The sequence below is a fragment of the Thioalkalivibrio sp. AKL9 genome, from assembly GCF_000377825.1.
GTDB classification, from domain to species: domain Bacteria; phylum Pseudomonadota; class Gammaproteobacteria; order Ectothiorhodospirales; family Ectothiorhodospiraceae; genus Thioalkalivibrio; species Thioalkalivibrio versutus.
The window spans coordinates 155,609-172,449 of the sequence record NZ_KB905103.1 but is presented as its reverse complement, the minus strand read 5'-3'; the positions used below and the strand labels follow the sequence as shown (position 1 = coordinate 172,449).

General features: G+C 66.8%; 14 protein-coding genes. 6 read left to right on the top strand and 8 right to left on the bottom strand.

Going from position 1 to position 16,841, the window contains the following annotated elements; all coding sequences use genetic code 11:
- Window positions 1-211 precede the first annotated feature (211 nt).
- Window positions 212-766 carry a ComF family protein gene (locus D573_RS0100840; RefSeq protein WP_018937322.1) on the top strand — a complete coding sequence of 185 codons (555 nt, stop codon included), beginning with the start codon at window positions 212-214 and terminating at the stop codon, window positions 764-766.
- A gap of 19 nt (window positions 767-785) precedes the next feature.
- Here the strand turns inward: D573_RS0100840 and ubiA are convergent, their stop codons facing one another.
- From ubiA to D573_RS0100805, 7 genes are all read right to left on the bottom strand, one after another.
- Window positions 786-1,655, bottom strand: coding sequence for a 4-hydroxybenzoate octaprenyltransferase (gene ubiA / locus D573_RS0100835; RefSeq protein WP_018937321.1), 870 nt, complete (start codon window positions 1,653-1,655; stop codon window positions 786-788).
- A gap of 87 nt (window positions 1,656-1,742) precedes the next feature.
- Complete coding sequence (locus D573_RS0100830; RefSeq protein WP_038039521.1) at window positions 1,743-2,309, bottom strand: TlpA disulfide reductase family protein; 567 nt, start codon at window positions 2,307-2,309, stop codon at window positions 1,743-1,745.
- Window positions 2,306-4,624: a protein-disulfide reductase DsbD gene (dsbD, locus tag D573_RS0100825; RefSeq protein WP_018937319.1), complete on the bottom strand. Its 2,319-nt coding sequence runs from the start codon at window positions 4,622-4,624 to the stop codon at window positions 2,306-2,308. Before dsbD ends, D573_RS0100830 begins: the two co-directional genes overlap by 4 nt.
- Window positions 4,612-4,953 carry a divalent-cation tolerance protein CutA gene (gene cutA, locus D573_RS0100820; protein WP_018937318.1) on the bottom strand — a complete coding sequence of 114 codons (342 nt, stop codon included), beginning with the start codon at window positions 4,951-4,953 and terminating at the stop codon, window positions 4,612-4,614. Before cutA ends, dsbD begins: the two co-directional genes overlap by 13 nt.
- 3 nt (window positions 4,954-4,956) lie before the next feature.
- Window positions 4,957-5,754: an efflux RND transporter periplasmic adaptor subunit gene (locus D573_RS0100815; RefSeq protein ID WP_018937317.1), complete on the bottom strand. Its 798-nt coding sequence runs from the start codon at window positions 5,752-5,754 to the stop codon at window positions 4,957-4,959.
- A gap of 38 nt (window positions 5,755-5,792) precedes the next feature.
- Complete coding sequence (locus D573_RS0100810) at window positions 5,793-7,169, bottom strand: TolC family protein (RefSeq protein WP_018937316.1); 1,377 nt, start codon at window positions 7,167-7,169, stop codon at window positions 5,793-5,795.
- Between the two features lie 36 nt (window positions 7,170-7,205).
- The gene (locus D573_RS0100805; protein ID WP_018937315.1) at window positions 7,206-7,745 is read right to left on the bottom strand and encodes a thioredoxin family protein; all 540 of its coding nucleotides are present in this window, start codon (window positions 7,743-7,745) and stop codon (window positions 7,206-7,208) included.
- A gap of 206 nt (window positions 7,746-7,951) precedes the next feature.
- Between D573_RS0100805 and D573_RS0100800 the strand changes: the two genes are divergently transcribed.
- From D573_RS0100800 to D573_RS0100780, 5 genes are all read left to right on the top strand, one after another.
- Window positions 7,952-8,434 (top strand): FxsA family protein, encoded by a 483-nt coding sequence (locus tag D573_RS0100800; RefSeq protein ID WP_018937314.1) that lies wholly within the window; start codon window positions 7,952-7,954, stop codon window positions 8,432-8,434.
- A gap of 152 nt (window positions 8,435-8,586) precedes the next feature.
- Window positions 8,587-8,877 carry a co-chaperone GroES gene (groES, locus tag D573_RS0100795; protein ID WP_018937313.1) on the top strand — a complete coding sequence of 97 codons (291 nt, stop codon included), beginning with the start codon at window positions 8,587-8,589 and terminating at the stop codon, window positions 8,875-8,877.
- A gap of 51 nt (window positions 8,878-8,928) precedes the next feature.
- Window positions 8,929-10,593, top strand: coding sequence for a chaperonin GroEL (gene groL, locus D573_RS0100790; RefSeq protein WP_018175630.1), 1,665 nt, complete (start codon window positions 8,929-8,931; stop codon window positions 10,591-10,593).
- 449 nt (window positions 10,594-11,042) lie between these two features.
- Complete coding sequence (locus tag D573_RS0100785) at window positions 11,043-11,684, top strand: OmpA family protein (RefSeq protein WP_018937312.1); 642 nt, start codon at window positions 11,043-11,045, stop codon at window positions 11,682-11,684.
- A 201-nt stretch (window positions 11,685-11,885) separates the two neighbouring features.
- Window positions 11,886-12,395: a thioredoxin fold domain-containing protein gene (locus D573_RS0100780; RefSeq protein ID WP_018937311.1), complete on the top strand. Its 510-nt coding sequence runs from the start codon at window positions 11,886-11,888 to the stop codon at window positions 12,393-12,395.
- Window positions 12,396-12,695: 300 nt separating this feature from the next.
- Here the strand turns inward: D573_RS0100780 and D573_RS0100775 are convergent, their stop codons facing one another.
- Complete coding sequence (locus D573_RS0100775; protein ID WP_018937310.1) at window positions 12,696-16,835, bottom strand: translocation/assembly module TamB domain-containing protein; 4,140 nt, start codon at window positions 16,833-16,835, stop codon at window positions 12,696-12,698.
- Window positions 16,836-16,841 lie beyond the last annotated feature (6 nt).

Genomic DNA, 16,841 nt, shown 5'->3' with positions numbered 1-16,841 from the left:
TACCATTATGGCCCCGGACCCTTCATTGCGACCCGTTTCCAGGCGGTCTCCGGCCGCGCGCTTGAGGGCCCGGGCTGCGGCCTGTGTCGACTGGCTGGGGGAGGCCCTGTACCCCGGTCAGTGCGGACTGTGCCTGGCCCCCGGTCCGGCGATCTGCGCGGATTGCCGGGCGGATCTTGCGCCGCTCGCGCACCCCTGCCCCACCTGTGCGTTGCCCCTGCCGGTCGCCGGCGTGTGCCCGGCTTGCATCCGCCGAGCGCCGGTCCTGGATGCACTGCATGCCGGCTGGGCCTATGCCTGGCCGCTGGATCAGCTGATCCTGGCCTACAAGCACGGCGCCAATGCACGGGCCGAACGCATCCTCGCGGCCCTGGCGGAGCAGGTAGCGGGCCGTCTGGTGGGCGAGAACGGCGATCTGCCCGATCTAGTGCTCCCCGTGCCGCTGCATGGCAGGCGGCTGCGCGAGCGGGGTTTCAATCAGTCGGACTACCTGGCGCGGCGTGTGGCGGGGGTGCTGGATGTCCCGCTGGATACCCGCGGCCTGCGGCGCATCCGCGCGACCGAGTCGCAGCAGGCGCTGGGTCGCAAGGCGCGGCGGCGCAATGTCCACGGTGCGTTTGCCTGGGACGGTTCGAGCCTCGCCGGGCAGCATGTGCTGGTGGTGGATGACGTGGCGACCACGGGCGCGACGCTGGCCGCACTGGCCGAAGTGCTGCGCCGCGAGGGTGCCGCACGGGTGGGGGGACTGGTCCTCGCGCGCGCCTGAGGGTGTGCGGGCGCGGGATTCAGGCCCCCAGGTGGTGGTCGGCGATCATCGCCAGAAGGATGACGGCGCCCAGGTAGTGGTTGTTTTTGAAGGCGCGCAGACAGTCGGCGGGTTCGCGTTCGAAGATCAGGAACTGCTGGTAGAACATCAGCATTGCCACCACCACGAGCCCGGCGGTGTAGTAGCCACCGAAATCGGCGTGCTGGCCGACGAGATAAAGCCCCAGCCACACGAGCACCTGCAGCCCGCCGGTGATCAGGCGGTCGAGTTCGCCGAAGGCGATGGCCGTGGATTTCACCCCGATCTTCAGGTCGTCTTCGCGATCCACCATGCCATAGAAGGTGTCATACACCACCGTCCAGGCCAGCACGGTTACGAACAACAGCCAGGCCACTTCGGGCGGGTGCTCGCCGGTGACGGCGGTGAACGCCATGGGCACGGCCCAGGCAAAGGCGGCGCCGAGATGGACCTGCGGGAAGTGGTGGAAGCGCTTGGAGAACGGGTAGGTGCCGGCCAGTGCCACCGCCACCAGGGAATACAGGATGGTCAGTACATTGGTGAACAGCACCAGGACGAAGGCGACCACGCTGAGAGCCACGAAGGTTCCCAGCGCCTCGCGCGGGGTGATGGTGCCGAGCGCCAGCGGCCGGTCGCGCGTACGCGCCACATGGCTGTCGAAGTCGCGGTCGGCGTAGTCGTTGATCGCGCAGCCCGCCGAGCGCATCAGCACCACGCCGGCGGCAAAAATGAAGATCAGGTAGGCCGGCGGCCAGCCCTCGGCCGCCACCCACAGGGCCCAGAAGGTGGGCCACAGCAACAGGTAGATGCCCACCGGGCGATCCAGCCGGATCAGGCGGGCGAGTTCCCACAGGCGTTCGCGCTCGGTCATGGCGGCCAAGCTTACCAGCCTTGTTGCGGACGGGTCCCGCGGCCGTGCGAGTTGATCAGCGTCTCCCTTGGCGTCCTTGTGGGGGCGTTACAGGTGCGCCTCCAACCATCCATCCAGGTCGGCCGGTTCCACCTCGCCATGATGGGTGTCGAGGATGGTGCCTTCGCGGTCGATCAGTACGGTGTAGGGCAGGGCACCGATGCGGTTGCCGTATTCTCGGCCGATCGCGACCGCGTCGTCCTGGCCGATCAGTACCGGGAATTCGATGCCGAAATCGTCGACGAAATGCTGCGTGGCTGTCTGTTCGTCCACGGCGACCGCGACGATGGTAAAGCCATCCTCGCGGTTAGCATCAAAGGTGTCCTGGAACAGCGGCATCTCCTTCTTGCAGGGCGGGCACCAGGTGGCCCAGAAGTTCAGCACGATCAGGTCGCCGTCCCACTCACTGAACTGGCGTTCTTCACCGGAGAGGTCGGGCAGGGTGAAGTCGATGCGCTGATTGCCCTGGGTCTCCTCGGCGGCGACCTCGGTGGCCGCGTTGGCAGAGGTTGCTCCGGCGTCCATCTCGGGTTCCGGGTCACCACAGGCGGTCAGGATCAGGGCGCTGGCCGTGGCGACCACCACCCCTGCGAGTGTGTGCGTGCGGATTTTCATGGCGTCACCCCGATGGCGCTTTCCACGTGTGCCAGGAAGCGGTCGGCATTCAGGTAGCCGACATTGCGGTAGTTGCGCAGCTCGTTGCCGTCGGTGTCATAGAAGATCATGGCCGGCGGCCCGAACAGGTTGAAGTGACGCATCAGGTCGCGGTGCTCGGAGGTGTTGTCGGTCACGTCGGCCTTCAGGAGGTGCACGTCGCCCATCGCTCGGAGCACGCGCGGGTCCTGGAAGGTGGTGCGGTCCAGCCGCACGCAGTCCACGCACCAGTCGGCGTAGAAGTCGAGGAACACGGGCTGACCGTTTTCGCGGGCCCGTGCGACTTCGCGCTCCACGTCCTCCAGGCTGTCGACATAGGTGAACGCCATCTCGGTCGGCCCGGACTGCTCGCCGGTGGACGTCACCGCGGGCTGGTTGAACGTGGCCAGCGGGCGGAAGATATCCTTGCCGCCGGTCGCCGCGCCGAGCATCAGCAGCACGCCGTAGATCAGGATCACCACACCCAGGCCCTTCCACAGGCTGTACCAGCCGGAGGCATTGTCCGGCAGGGTCCGCAGCGCGCCCATGTAGACGGCGGTCACGATCAGCAGGATCGCCCACAGGAACATCGCGACCTCGCCCGGGATCACCCGTTCGAGCAGCCAGATGCCGATGGCCAGCAGGCCGACCCCGAACACCGCCTTGATGGTATCCATCCAGGGACCGGCCTTCGGTAGCAGGCGACCGGCGGAGGTGCCGATGACCAGCAGCGGCGCACCCATGCCCATGCTCAGCGCGAACAGCGCGATCCCGCCCAGCACTGCATCGCCAGTGTGGCTGATGTAGAGCAGCGCGCCGATCAGCGGTGCGGTCACGCAGGGGCCGACGATCAGGGCGGAAAGGAAGCCCATGATGCCGGCGCCGACGTAGGTGCCGCCTTCCTGCTTGTTGCTGATCTGCGAAAGTTTGCTCTGCACGCCGGCCGGCATCTGCAGCTCGTAGAAGCCGAACATCGACATCGCCAGCGCGATGAAGATGGCCACGAAGGTCCCGATAATCCAGGGGTTCTGGAAGGCCGCCTGCAGGTTGGCACCCGCCAGGCCCGCGAATACGCCGGCGATGGTGTAGGTCAGCGCCATGGCCAGCACGAATACCAGCGAGATCAGGAATGCCTTGCGTGTGGTCAGGTTCTTCTGCCCGATGATGATGTTCGACAGGATCGGGATCATCGGGAACACGCAGGGGGTGAAGGTCAGCAGCAGCCCGAAGCCGAAGAAGGCCAGGGCCACCAGCCAGATCTGGCCATCCGCCAGCTGGGCCGCGATGCGGTCCTGCTGGGTGACCGGTGCCGCGGCCTCGTCGTCTTCCGCAGCCCCGTCGCCGGTTTCCGGCAGGGCGTCGGTGTCGGCCTCGGCGGCCAGATCGGCAGCAAAGGAGACCGAGACCTCCTGGGTCAGCGGCGGGTAGCACACGCCGGCGTCGGCGCAGCCCTGGTAGTCGATCGCCAGGGTTATGTCGGCGACGTCATCCGCGTCGCGCAGGACCGGAACAAGGATCTCGACCTGGCCCCGGTAGACCTGGCTCTCGCCAAAGAACTCGTCTTCCTGGAGCTCGCCGTCCGGTGGGTTGACCGGCCCCAGCTCGATGCCATCGCCCTCGGCGATGCGCACATCCAGTTGCTCACGGTAGAGATAGTATCCCTCGGCAATGTCGAAGCGCAGGATCGCCGCGTTCTGGCTGATCGCCTCCAGCGAGGCGGCAAAGGCCTTCTCCGGTTCCAGCAGGTCATCGGCGGCGCCGAGGTCGCCGGACAGGCCGCCCAGGTCACCCAGCGCGCTGCGTTCTTCCCCGGCATCTTCGTCCGCGCGGGTCTCGCCATTGCCGCTTGGCAGGCCGGGCAGCTCGATGGATACGGTCTGGAAGTGCGGCGGGTAGCACACGCCCAGGTCCGCGCAGCCCTGCGAGCGCGCGGTCAGCTCGATGCTGGTGCTGTCGGCCGCCTTGATCGGCAGCTCCACCTGCACCTGGCCGCGATAGGTCTCGACGCGCCCGAAGAATTCGTCCTCCTTGACCTCGCCGTCCGGGATCTCGGCCTCGCCCAGTTCCAGCCCGTCGCTTTCCGGGGTGAAGTCGAACTGCTCGCGGTACATGTAGTACTCGTCCGCGATGTCCCAGGTCAGCCGTACCGTGTCGGCGTCGATCGCCTCGGCGCTCAGGGCGAAGGCGTCATCCGGGTCCAGCAGGTCGTCCTCGAAGAGGGCGTGCGTCAGTCCCGGGGCCAGCAGGAGTGCGACCAGCAGGGTTGCCAGCCAGGTGCGCGGATTCATGAGGTGCATTGCGTTATCCAGTCCAGGTAATCGGGCAGCCCGCGTTCAATCGGCAGGGCGATGATCTCGGGTGTGTCGTAGGCGTGTTGTTCAGCCAGCTGGGTCTGAAGATCGTTCAGGCGCGCGGGCGAGGTCTTGATCAGTAGAGTGACTTCGGAGTCGATTTCGATATTCCCTTTCCACATGTAGACCGAGCGTCCGGGTGGAAGGATATGCACGCACGCGGCCAGACCCTGCTTCACCAGGGCGCCGGCCAGGCTGTCAGCCGTGTCCGGGTCGTCGAGTGTGGTAATGACCAGCCAGGCGCGGGCGCTGGATGGCGATTGCTCATTGCTCATGTATCAGGAGTCCCGTTCGATCCGTGCGGGCTGACCCGGGCGCAGTGGAGTGTCGTCCATCGGCGAGAATTCGACCTCGACGCGGTAACCCCGCTCGGGCTCTTCGCCGGTCGGCTCCCAGCCGATGGTCGCAATGGTGCCGGAAAGACGCTGGTCGCCGACTACGACCGTAACGGTCTCCCCGGGTTCCAGGTCGGCGGCGGTGGCAGCCGGGACGGTGGCCACGGCGCGCATCGGGTCGATGGTGCCAAGGATCGCCAGGACCGGCGGCAGCAACGCCGGATTGACGTACTGCCCCGTGTTGGCGTCGATGCGCACCAGGCGCCCGCTGGCCGGGGCGCGGATGGTCGCGTCCTCGAGATCGGCGCGGATGCGGTCGCGCTGGGCGCGGGCCTCGGCCAGGCGGGCCGCGACGGTCGCGTAATCGATACGTGCCAACTCCAGTTCGCGGGCGGCGATCAGGGTCTGGTCGTAGAGATCCTCGGCCTTGTCGCGCTCGCGCTCGGCTTCGTCCAGCTCCATCTGCAGGCGTTCCATTGTCGCGCGGGCGGCGCGCAGGTCGGCATCGCTGCGCCGGGTATCCAGCCGGAACAGGACGTCGTCGGCCTCGACCCGGTCGCCGGCGCGGACCTCGATTGCCTCGATGCGGCCCGCGATCGGGGCAGTAATGCGGTGGCGCTCGCCCCAGTCGAGTTGGGCCGCGAAGCCTTCCTCGGCCAGTAGAGGCATGGGTGCCAGGGCGAGCAGGGCCAGCAGGCCGCCGGTGGTCAGTAGGGATGGGACATGGAATACGCGGGGCATGGTCAGGTCTCCCGTCCGGTCGCCGGTGGTTGGGCGGCTCAAGGGTTTTCGTCCGTGGCGCGGAACGGGCTCAGTTCGTCGCGCCCGCTCAGCAGGGCCAGGCGCTCGTAGGCCAGGGCCAGTTGGAATTCGGTGCTTGCATTGAAGTGCGCCGCGGCGCTTTGCTGGACCATCGAATCGCCCAGGTCGGCCTGGTCCTCGATGTCGTACAGGTAGCGCGCGCGGTCGATGTACAGCTCGCGGTAGTCCATGCGCCAGGCGGCCTCGTCGCGCTGGGTTCGTAGTACGCGGATCTCGTCGTACAGCTCGCGCAGGCGGTTGCGCGCCTCGATGCGGGCCTCGCCCAGCTCGGCCTCCGCCCGATGACGGGCGGCGACGGCCTGGCCCACCCGGCTGTCGTGGCGGCGGCCCTCGTACAGTGGGATTTCCAGGACCAGGCCGGCGGCGAACGGGTTGCGATCGCTGCCGCCCAGGTCGCGGTGCCACCAGCCGGATTCGGCCTCGGCGTACAGGCGCGGGCGCCGCTGCGCGCGCGAGGCTGCCACCTCGCGGCTGGCGGCCTCGACGTGGCGGCGCTCGGCCATCAGGCGTGGACTGGTGTTGTCGAGTTCGGCGAGCAGCGCATCCAGTTCGGGCAGCTCGGGCAGATCCAGGGGCAGCATGGGGGCGAGTACGGTACGCACGCGCCGGTCCGGGCGGTTCAGGGCTTCGGCCAGCGCGGCCCGGGTGCGGGCCTGGTCCTGCAGGGCGCGGGTACGTTGCACGCGCAGGGTCTGGTACTCGGATTCCAGGCGGAAGACCTCGATGTCCGAGACCTGACCACGCTGGTTGCGCTCCTCGGCCCGTTCCTTGGATACGTAGGCGGCGGCCATGGCCTCGGTGTCGCGGGCGAAGGCGAGATCTGCCAGCAGCACCTCGAAGTAGCGCTCGAGGACGTGGATGCGGTGACGGGCGTGGGTCAGTTCCTCTTGCTGGCGGGCGGCCTCGAGGCGCTGTTCGCCTGCGGATTCGCGCGCATGCGACTGCCCGAAATCGCTCAGCAGCTTGCGTGCGACGATGGAGGCGCGGGAGTCGTTGCGGCTGCGGTCGGCAATCAGGTCGTTGGGCTCGATCCAGCGGGCCTCGAGCCGCGCATCCACGCGCGCATCACGCTCGGCACGAGTCGCCTCCAGGGCGGCGCGGGCCTGTTCGCGGTCGGCGCGCGCCTGGCGCACCCGGGGGTGCAGGGCGTCGACTCGTTCCAGGGCGTCACCCACCCGCATCGGGTTGGGCAGCGGGCCGAGGCCGGTTGCGCCGCCGGCTTCCTGGGCGGTCGCCGGCCCGGCCAGGGGCCACAGGAGCAGACTGGTCAGTAGCAGGCGAGCCAGGGGCCGCCGGCGTCCGGTGCAGGACGAGCGGGGGTGCATCGGCGACATCAGGCGTCGATCCTCGGGAGTGGCAAGAAGATGGGTTTAGCGACCGTCTTGCTCGCGCTTGAAGCGCGGGAAGTTCTGGTCCTTGTAATGCCCCTCGGCGACAAACTCGCCCAGCTGCAGGAATTCGCGGGAGTCGCGGGTGGCCCCGATGAAGCGGGCGATGGGTTCGCCCTCCAGGTTGAAGAACTGGAACACCGGTGTGGCGCGCACCCGGTAGTCGCGGGTGGCCCAGTCCATCTGGGTTTTGGTCTCGCCCTCGAAGGTGACGATCTCGATGGCGCCCTCGACATCGACGCTGAACACCCGGAAGTGCTCGCTGAAATATTCCTGGACCTCGGGCTGGTTCAGTACCTGGTTTTTCATGCGGTGGCAGAACGGGCAGTCGGCCATCTCGAAAAAGATCAGGATGCCTTTCTTGCCGGCCGCGCGCGCGTCTTCCAGCTCTTCGGGGAACTCGCCGAAGGTCGGGTCGAAGAAGTGGTGTGTCGGATCGCGCGGGTCTTCGACCGCGGCGGTTGCCAGAGCGGGGACAAGGAAGGCCAGCAGGGCCAGCATCAGGATTGGATTACGCAACATGAGCCGTCACTCTCCGAATATGTAGATAGCCGTATGCACCAATGACGTGCAGGAGACTGGCTTAATTCCCTTTGTCGTGCAAGGACAAAGGGGCGAGCTCCCCGCGAGTGCCTGGATATCGGAGTGTCCGCGCATCAGCGAGGTTCCAATCGACACCACCCGGGGCGCATGTTCCAATAAACAGGCCTGATCTGCGGAACCCTTCGATGCGCAACCCCCTCTTTCCCCTGTTTGTCTTTCTCGGTCTGGTGCTGCTCGAGATCTTCGGCTTCGCCTGGGTGGGCGATGCCGTGGGCGCCCTGATGACGGTGGTGCTGGTGATCGTCACGGCGGCGGCCGGGCTGATGTTGTTCCGATTGCAGGGCTTCTACCATTGGCGACGGCTGCAACAAAGCCTGGCGCGGGGGGAGGTTCCGGCGCGCGGGCTGGTCGAGGGCTGGCTGCTGATGTCGGCCGCCGTGCTGCTGTTGCTGCCGGGGTTCTTTACCGATGCCGCCGGCTTCGTGCTGTTGATTCCGCCGCTGCGGCGCTGGGCGGCCGCCGGCATCCTGCGCCGCGGCATGGTCCGCACGCGGACCGGTGGCCCTGGTGGGCCGCCGGGCGGCGGTACCATCGAGGGCGAATTCCGCCACCACGACGACCGCCCCGAGGCGCCCGACGACCGTCTGGACCACGACGACCGTCGCTGATTCACGTTTCTGGCCCCGCTTTCGTAACGCGCGCTCTTGACTCGCCCTTGTGTGCCCCTATTATTAGCACTCGTCAGGGGTGGGTGCTAACAGGGTGCCCGCCCGACAAACCAATTTTCCTGTTTGAGACTTTCTATTAAGGAGTTCGCGCCATGAACCTGCGTCCTTTGCACGATCGAGTCATCGTGAAGCGTATGGAAGAAGAACGCACCACCCCCGGCGGCATCGTGATCCCGGATTCCGCGGCCGAGAAGCCAATCCGTGGCGAAGTGGTTGCAGTAGGCAACGGCAAGATCCTGGATAACGGCGAAGCCCGTCCCCTGGACGTGAAGGCCGGCGACACGGTCCTGTTCGGCAAGTACTCCGGCACCGAGGTCAAGGTCGATGGCGACGAAGTCCTCGTGATGCGCGAAGACGACATCATGGCCGTCATCGAGGGCTGAACGCCCCGAACCGCGACCGTCTAACACGAATTTTCAGGAGTAGAACGAATCATGAGCTCTAAAGAAGTACGCTTTGGTACCGACGCCCGTACCCGCATGGCCAAGGGCGTGAACACCCTGGCCAACGCCGTGAAGGTCACCCTCGGTCCGAAGGGCCGCAACGTGGTCCTGGACAAGGCCTTTGGTGCCCCGACCGTGACCAAGGACGGCGTGTCCGTGGCCAAGGAAATCGAGCTGGAAGACAAGTTCGAGAACATGGGCGCCCAGCTGGTCAAGGAAGTCTCCTCGCAGACCTCCGACACCGCCGGTGACGGCACCACCACCGCGACCGTGCTGGCCCAGTCCATCGTCCGCGAGGGCATGAAGGCGGTCACCGCCGGCATGAACCCGATGGACCTCAAGCGCGGCATCGACAAGGCCGTGAAGGCCGCCACCGAAGAGCTGAAGAAGCTCTCCAAGCCGTGCACCGAGCACAAGGCGATCGCCCAGGTGGGCTCGATCTCCGCGAACTCCGACACCGCGATCGGCGAGATCATTGCCGATGCGATGGACAAGGTCGGCAAGGAAGGCGTGATCACCGTCGAGGAAGGCTCTTCGCTGGAAAACGAGCTGGATGTCGTCGAAGGCATGCAGTTCGATCGCGGCTACCTGTCGCCCTACTTCATCAACAACCAGCAGAACATGAGTGCCGAGCTGGAGGATGCCTACATCCTGCTGTTCGACAAGAAAATCGCGAACATCCGTGATCTGCTGCCGATCCTCGAAGGCGTGGCCAAGGCCAACAAGCCGCTGCTGATCATCGCCGAGGACATCGAAGGCGAAGCCCTGGCGACCCTGGTCGTCAACTCCATGCGCGGCATCGTCAAGGTCGCCGCCGTGAAGGCCCCGGGCTTCGGTGATCGCCGCAAGGCCATGCTGCAGGACATCGCCGTGCTGACCGGTGGCCAGGTGATCTCGGAAGAGGTTGGCCTGTCGCTGGAGAAGACCACGGTGGAAGACCTGGGCCGCGCCAAGAAGGTGCAGGTGACCAAGGAGAACACCACGATCATCGACGGCATGGGGTCCAACAAGGACATCAAGGGCCGCGTTGACCAGATCCGTGCGCAGATCGAGGAAGCGAGCTCCGACTACGACAAGGAAAAGCTGCAGGAACGCGTGGCCAAGCTGGCCGGCGGTGTGGCCGTCATCAAGGTCGGTGCTGCCACCGAGATCGAAATGAAAGAGAAGAAGGCCCGCGTCGAAGACGCCCTGCATGCCACGCGTGCGGCGGTGGAAGAAGGCGTGGTACCCGGCGGTGGCGTGGCCCTGCTGCGTGCCTGCGCCGCGATCACCAAGCTCAAGGGTGACAACGACGAGCAGACCGCCGGTATCAACATCTGCCGTCGTGCGATGGAAGAGCCGCTGCGCCAGATCGTCTACAACTCCGGTGACGAGCCGTCCGTGGTCCTCAACCAGGTCCTGGAAGGCAAGGGCAACTACGGCTACAACGCCGCGAGCGGCGAGTTCGGCGACATGATCGACATGGGCATCCTGGACCCGACCAAGGTGACCCGTTCCGCGCTGCAGAACGCCGCATCGGTCGCTGCCCTGCTGATCACCACCGAGGCCATGATTGCCGACATCCCGAAGAAGGATGACGGTGGCGGCGCCGGTGGCGACGACATGGGCGGTATGGGTGGCATGGGCGGCATGGGTGGCATGGGCGGCATGATGTAATTCGCCGCTTTACCCGTGCATCGTTGATGTACCTAGGGACCCCGCTTCGGCGGGGTCTTTTTGTCTGACCGGTACCGTTTCCTGGGGTCCGAGTTCGGGTGCCAAATCCGCGGTTTCAGGAACCCTTAGCAGGGTTGTGTGTCTTCCGGAGTACAGCTTGCCGGAATGTCTCTGTGCGATTCGGGTTCTGTCTGTTGCAATATCGAAACAGGGCAGTCGAAAGTCACTGGATATTCGGAAATTTACGGAATGTGACGATGTTGTGATGTCGACACATAATTTGCGTTCCGATGCGTGCAAAACCCGAACTTGTGTGCCACTATCAGGGTACTGTAGGGGGCTTGGCGCAAGGAGCTCGCTGCTTTGGATTGCGGTCGCGGCGCGTACCATGGTGGTCGCGCGGTTCAACCCGGGTCCGACGTCTATTGTTTTTACAAGGAGGCTTTGCAATGAATCATAAGCTCGTTAAGAATCTTCTGGCCGCTTCCGTGGCCTCGCTGGTGCTCGGCGCCGCCGGGCAGGTTGTGGCGCAGGAACCGCCGGCCGCCAACGTGACCGACCGTAGCGGCAAGGTTGTGGTCGATCGCTCCGGTGAATGTGTGCGTACGCGCTCCTGGACGGAAGAAAACGTGAAGTTCCCGCATTGCGCGGGCTACATCGAAGAAACCGCCGAGGCCCCCGCGCCCGAGCCCGCCGCCGCCCCGGCGCCGGAGCCGGAGCCGGAATTCACCACCACCACGCTGAGCGCCCAGGCCCTGTTCGACTTTGACAGCGCAGACCTGCGTTCCGAAGGTCGTTCCGCCCTGCGTGATCTGGCCCGCAGCCTGACCTCCGACGACGCCGAGTACAGCTCGGTGCTGGTCGAAGGCCACACCTGCACCATCGGCCCGGCCGACTACAACCAGGGCCTGTCCGAGCGTCGCGCCCAGGCAGTCACCGACTTCCTTGCCAGCGAAGGCGTGCGTGAAAGTGACATCCGCACCGTCGGCTACGGTGAAGACCGTCCGACCGCCGACAACTCCACCCAGGAAGGCCGCGAAGCCAACCGCCGCGTGGAAGTGACCTCCGACGTGCGCAAGCGCGCCGACTAAGGTCGCCGGCAAGACCCTGACCGCCGGTTCGCCGGCGCGTTGGAATCAGGCCCCGCTCCGGCGGGGCCTTTTTTGTGGGCAACTCGCGGGCGCCATTCGGCGGACCTTCGGCCCGGCCGGAGGCGGAGGCGCGATTGCGGGCCCTTCAGCCTGCGTTAATGTGGCAGCCCTAGACTGGTTCCAAACACCCAAGGATCCATGATGACCATGAACCTGAATACGAACCTTCCCCGCTCCCCGTTCGGCCCGATGCTGCTGCGCTCCGGGGCCTTTTTGGTCGGCATGCTGCTGGCCACTGCGGTCGCGGCGGGCGGCGTCGAACGCTCAACGGACCTCCAGGCGCTGAGCGCCCAGGGTGATGGCAAGGCGACCGTGATCATGTTCGCGTCGAGTAGCTGTCCCTACTGTGATCGTGCCGAACAGCGTTATCTTGGCCCGATGACCGAGGACCCGGCTCTCCAGGGTGTGAACATCCGCAAGGTCATGCTGGATCGCCAGGAGGTGCGCGATTTCGATGGCACGACCAAGCTGGGCAGTGAGCTGGGTCGTGCCTACGGCGTGCGGGTGGTGCCGACGATCATGGCGTTCGATGCCGAGGGCCAGCCGGTCGGGCGTCCCCTGGTGGGCATCCCCAACGAACAGCTCTACCGCAGCCAGATCCGGGTACGCATCGACGCCGCACGCAACGGCGCTCGCGATACCTCAAGCTAGCCGCTCGATCCCAGGCGCCCGCAGAAAACGATAAGCCCCTTCGCTTTCGGCTCAGAGCGCCAAGCCTAGGGCTCGCTCGGGTGACTTCCATGCAGATCGCCACGTCGCTTCGCTCCTCGCGATGACGAGCGGTTCAGCGCCACCGTTGGGAAGAGCTTCCAGGTGAAGCGATACTTCACCACCGAGAGCAGGTTTGAGCGCCTCCGTGTCCTCTGTGGTTAAACCGGCATGGATCTTTCTTCGTACCTTCGTGTGCTTCGTGGTGAAAAAGGCCTTTGATCCTTAGTCCGCAGCGTCTCCCTAACGCTCGAATCGATAGATAAGGTCCACTGACTGTTCCGTCGTCCCGGAGGCGGTCTCGACGCTCAGGTTGCGGGTCAGTTCGTAGCGCAGCAGGACCTTCGAGGTGTTGTCGAACAGCCCGATGGAGTAGCGCAGCAGCAGGCGCGGCGAGAGGTACAGGCCCAGTGTCAGCGCGCTTTCGTCCAGCCCGCCCTCGGTGTCCAGCTCCACCTCGTCCAGGCCCAGTTCGCGGCCGATGCGTTCGGTAATCACGGCCCCTTGTTCCAGCCCGTAGGCGGCTGCGGCAGCAGCGATCATGTTGCCATCGGATTGCGAGGCGCCGGATAGGGGGCGTCCAGTCAGCAGGTAGGACATCGCCTCGGTCTCGTCCATCGGCGGGTCCGAGATCACCCGCGAGCTCAGGTTGTCCGGCGTGCCGCGGATCTCCAGCCCGACGGTCACGTTGTATTCGCGCACGGTGCGTACCGCGCGCAGGTCCAGTTCCGGGTTCTCCGCCGGCCCCTGGAAGACCAGGCTGCCGCGTTCCACCCGCAGGTCCTGGCCGTAATCGCTGTACTCGCCTTCGGGGATCGTGATCTCGCCGAACAGTTGGGTTGGTTGCCCGGTGACCTCCTCGACATCCACCTCGCCGGCGAAGCGTGCAGTCAGACCGAAGCCGTCGAAGCGCACGTCATCGCCCAGGCGGATCCGAATGCGGATGTCGGTCTTGAGCCCCTGTGCCTCCGTGATCTCCTCGCCAACGATGATCTCGTCGCCGGAGACGCGGATTGCCCCCGGTGGCAGGTCCGGCGGCCGGATGCGCGCCCAGGGCAGGAAGACCTCGCCGCGTACGCGGATGCCGTCGTCGGGGGTAAAGACCAGCTGCAGGTCCGGCGTGATGCGGGCCTCGGCGTCGATCCGATTAACCACCAGGAAGTCCTCGCCGGTCAGGTTCAGCTCGGCACGGGGCCCGGCGTCGCCGAGGTCCACGCGACCGTCGAGGTCGATGCCGCCGTCCCCGGACTCCAGGCGGCCGGTCAGGGTCAGCTGTTCGGCCGAGACCACCCGGGCCATGATCTCGGGAATGACGATATCGATGCCGGCCTCGGGGATCAGGACCCCGCCGTCGCGGAACGCCACTTCGCCCTCCACCAGTGGCGCGTCCAGTCGTCCGCCGAAATCCAGACGGGCGTTGAGCGAGCCACGCAGGCGCTGGATCTCGGGGCTCAGAGCCGCGAGCCAGGACAGGTTATCGAGGTGCGCCTCGAAGTCGCCGTCGATACGCAGGTCGTCGCCGTCCGGGCGTAGTTGGATATCGCTGCGCGCCGTCCCGCCATCCAGGAAGTCGAGCCGCAGGGAGGCGTCCACGTCGCGATCGCGCACCCGGGCGGTCAGCCGCACATCGCGGTAGGGCACCTCCTCCAGGTCTCCGTCCTCGTCGCGCACGACCAGGTGGCCATCGGTCGGGGTCACGGTCAGGTCGGCCGTCACGGTGCCATCGGCTTCCATACGGCCGCTGGCGTCAGCATTCAGCTGGCCCGCGATAGCGAGTTCCGGCGGCAGGAAGGGTTCCAGCCAGGCCAGGTCCACCGCCCGGGCCTCGGCGGCGAACTCGGCCCCTGTCGCCGCACCCCAATCCCCCTCGGCGCACAGTCGTCCGTCGTCGCGTGCCAGGCACAGGCGCTCCAGCCGTGCATCTTCCGGCCCGCCTTCCAGTGCGACCGGTTCGGTCAGTTGCCAGGGGCCCCCCGCGGGTTGGTCCAGATCCAGCCGTGCGATCTGGCCGCGCCAGTGGAGGGTGTCGGGGTTCAGTTCGCCTTGCAGCGCCAGATCCAGCGAGCCCAGATCCCCGGCATCGGCCGCCAGTGTCACGCGATGCCCGTCGATGCGACCGGAGGCCCCCAGGCGCAGGGTCTCCACGCGTGTGCCGTCGGCCAGCCCGAGGCCGGTCAGGCGCAGGTCGATCTCGGCCGGGGCGGCGACCTCGAGGCCTGCGTCGGCCCCCAGCTCCAGTTGCTCGAGGGTGATATCCGCGAGCCGCAACCCCGCACCGGTTCCGCGTGCCGCCACGCGCGGCCGATCGGGTTCTCCGGTGATGTGTGCGTCGAGCTCCAGTCGGCCGGCGAGGTTGGGCCAGAGCCGATCCAGCTCCGGGGCATCCAGGCGCAGTTCGAAATCCAGGGCCTCGGCCCATTCGCCGTGGGCGGTCAGGGTGTTCCGGCCCAGCGCCAGGTCCAGCTGGTCCACTCGCAGATGTTCTCCCTCCAGCTGCAGTTGGCCCTGACCGGATACGGGCTGGTCGCGCAGCGTACCCTCCAGCCGTTGGAGTTGGGCCTGCACGCGGGGGGTGCCGTCGGCGTCGAGGTGCCCCTGGCTGAGCAGGGAGAGGGCGATCTGGCCGGGGGCCTCGGCGACCACCAGCGACGGATCCAGCCCGTCGCCTTCCAGCGCGAGGTCCCAGCGCAGGCCCTCGGACCAGTCGAGATCCCCATTCAGGGCGAGCCGGGCACCTGTGTCGGTGGCGAATTGCAGCCGCTCGATCTCGCCACCCGTCTCGGTCAGCGCGATCAGTGCATCGCCCGTGATGTCGATCCCGCGCAGTCGGGCGCGCAATGGGTCCAGGCCAAGCTGCGCGCTCAGGGCGCCGCTGGCGGGGGTGTAGTTGCCGTCCAGCACGAGTCGCAGTTGCTCGATCTGCCCGTCCAGCTCCGAGTGCAGGCGCGCCAGATCCGGGGCCTTCAGATCCAGCCCGAGGTCGAAGACGACGCGGTGGTTGGGATCGCTCAGGTCGCCCGCGAGGCCCGTGGCCGAACCGTTCAGGTCCAGCTGCGCGGTATCGCGGATCGTTAGGTGCGTGTCCTCGATCCGCGCCTGACCATCAACCAGCCAGGCGTTCAGGCTGCCGGTGATGGGTTCCCCCTCGTAGTGCCCGGTCAGCTCGTCGAGGGTGATATTCGCGTCCAGGGCCGCCAAAGGCGGGGTGTCGGTTCCCAGCGGCAGGGTGCCCTGCAACCGTCCCTTCAGGCGCTCGACCGCGGCATCGAACTCCAAACCCATTCCGGACGTGGTCAGGTCCTCGGCCTCCAGGGTGAGGTCCCAATCCAGGGCGTCGACGAAACGAACGGGCCCGGCGAGCGTGACCCGCCCGGCCTCGGACTCGATATCCAGGGCTTCGATCTCCAGCGATTCGAGGTCCCCGTGCGCCCGGGTGTTCAGTACAAGCCGTGGCCAGGGCGTCAGGGTGGCCGCGGTCTGCAGACTCAGCGCCCAGTCCTCCGGAGTCCCCTGCAGGTCGAGGCGGCCGGCTTCCAGGGCGATGTCCTGCTCGGGATCGAGGTGGTAGGTGAAGGGTTGCCACTGCGCCGCCAATTCCAGCGCCGGGGTGGTAAACAACTCGCGACCGGTGGCCTGCAGGTTCATCTCGATCCCGGCGCTCAGGTCATGTTCGAGCTGCACACGTTCGCGCAAGGCCCCGGTGATCTCCAGCTCGCCACGCGCCTCGTCCGTGCCCAGGCCCTCGGCCAGGGCCACGGGCAGGGGCGCTTGCCACTGACCCCGCAGGTGCACGGGGTAGTCACCATCGGCTTCGAGCGATCCGGCCAGCCGGGCCCGGATCTCTGGCATGTCCAGCTCCAGGGCGTGTAGCTCGATGCGTGAGCCGCTGGCCCGTGCATCGGCCGTCAGTCGGGTGACCGAGGCCAGGGGTTCGCCCGCCAGCAGGATCCCCAGGTCCTCCACCTGGAGCTGGCCCAGGCGCACCGCCAGCGGCAGCCGGAAAGAATCGGGCAGGGCGAACGGTTCGTCTGCGGGTGGCGCATCCGGGTCGGGTGGTGGCAGGTCCACGCGCAGCCCGGTGGCGGCCAGTATCCGGATGTTCAGCTCGCCGCGGAGCAGACTACGGGCGCTGATCCCGACGCGGCCGGCGGGCAGGTCGATCACCGGGCCGTCGGGCAGCGCGAGGTGCAGCCCGTGCAGGTGCAACTCGGTGAACAGGGTCCCCTCGATCCGGTCGATGCGCAGTTCGACGGGGGCCAGTCGCTCGCCCTGTTCGACCAGCCAGCGGGTGCCGGATTCGGTCGCGAGCAGGGCCCCGAGGGTGCCCAGCAGGATGATCACCAGGGTAAGGACCGTGGAGAGCCCCCACAGTGTGCCGCGCAACAGGGG

Excerpts from the sequence above, each read along its gene's own strand:
- D573_RS0100780 (WP_018937311.1), top strand. The coding sequence starts at position 11,886 with ATGACCATGAACCTGAATACGAACCTTCCCCGCTCCCCGTTCGGCCCG.
- D573_RS0100805 (WP_018937315.1), bottom strand. The coding sequence starts at position 7,745 with ATGTTGCGTAATCCAATCCTGATGCTGGCCCTGCTGGCCTTCCTTGTC.
- dsbD (WP_018937319.1), bottom strand. The coding sequence starts at position 4,624 with ATGCACCTCATGAATCCGCGCACCTGGCTGGCAACCCTGCTGGTCGCA.
- cutA (WP_018937318.1), bottom strand. The coding sequence starts at position 4,953 with ATGAGCAATGAGCAATCGCCATCCAGCGCCCGCGCCTGGCTGGTCATT.
- groL (WP_018175630.1), top strand. The coding sequence starts at position 8,929 with ATGAGCTCTAAAGAAGTACGCTTTGGTACCGACGCCCGTACCCGCATG.
- D573_RS0100810 (WP_018937316.1), bottom strand. The coding sequence starts at position 7,169 with ATGTCGCCGATGCACCCCCGCTCGTCCTGCACCGGACGCCGGCGGCCC.
- D573_RS0100800 (WP_018937314.1), top strand. The coding sequence starts at position 7,952 with ATGCGCAACCCCCTCTTTCCCCTGTTTGTCTTTCTCGGTCTGGTGCTG.
- D573_RS0100830 (WP_038039521.1), bottom strand. The coding sequence starts at position 2,309 with ATGAAAATCCGCACGCACACACTCGCAGGGGTGGTGGTCGCCACGGCC.
- D573_RS0100785 (WP_018937312.1), top strand. The coding sequence starts at position 11,043 with ATGAATCATAAGCTCGTTAAGAATCTTCTGGCCGCTTCCGTGGCCTCG.
- groES (WP_018937313.1), top strand. The coding sequence starts at position 8,587 with ATGAACCTGCGTCCTTTGCACGATCGAGTCATCGTGAAGCGTATGGAA.
- D573_RS0100815 (WP_018937317.1), bottom strand. The coding sequence starts at position 5,754 with ATGCCCCGCGTATTCCATGTCCCATCCCTACTGACCACCGGCGGCCTG.
- ubiA (WP_018937321.1), bottom strand. The coding sequence starts at position 1,655 with ATGACCGAGCGCGAACGCCTGTGGGAACTCGCCCGCCTGATCCGGCTG.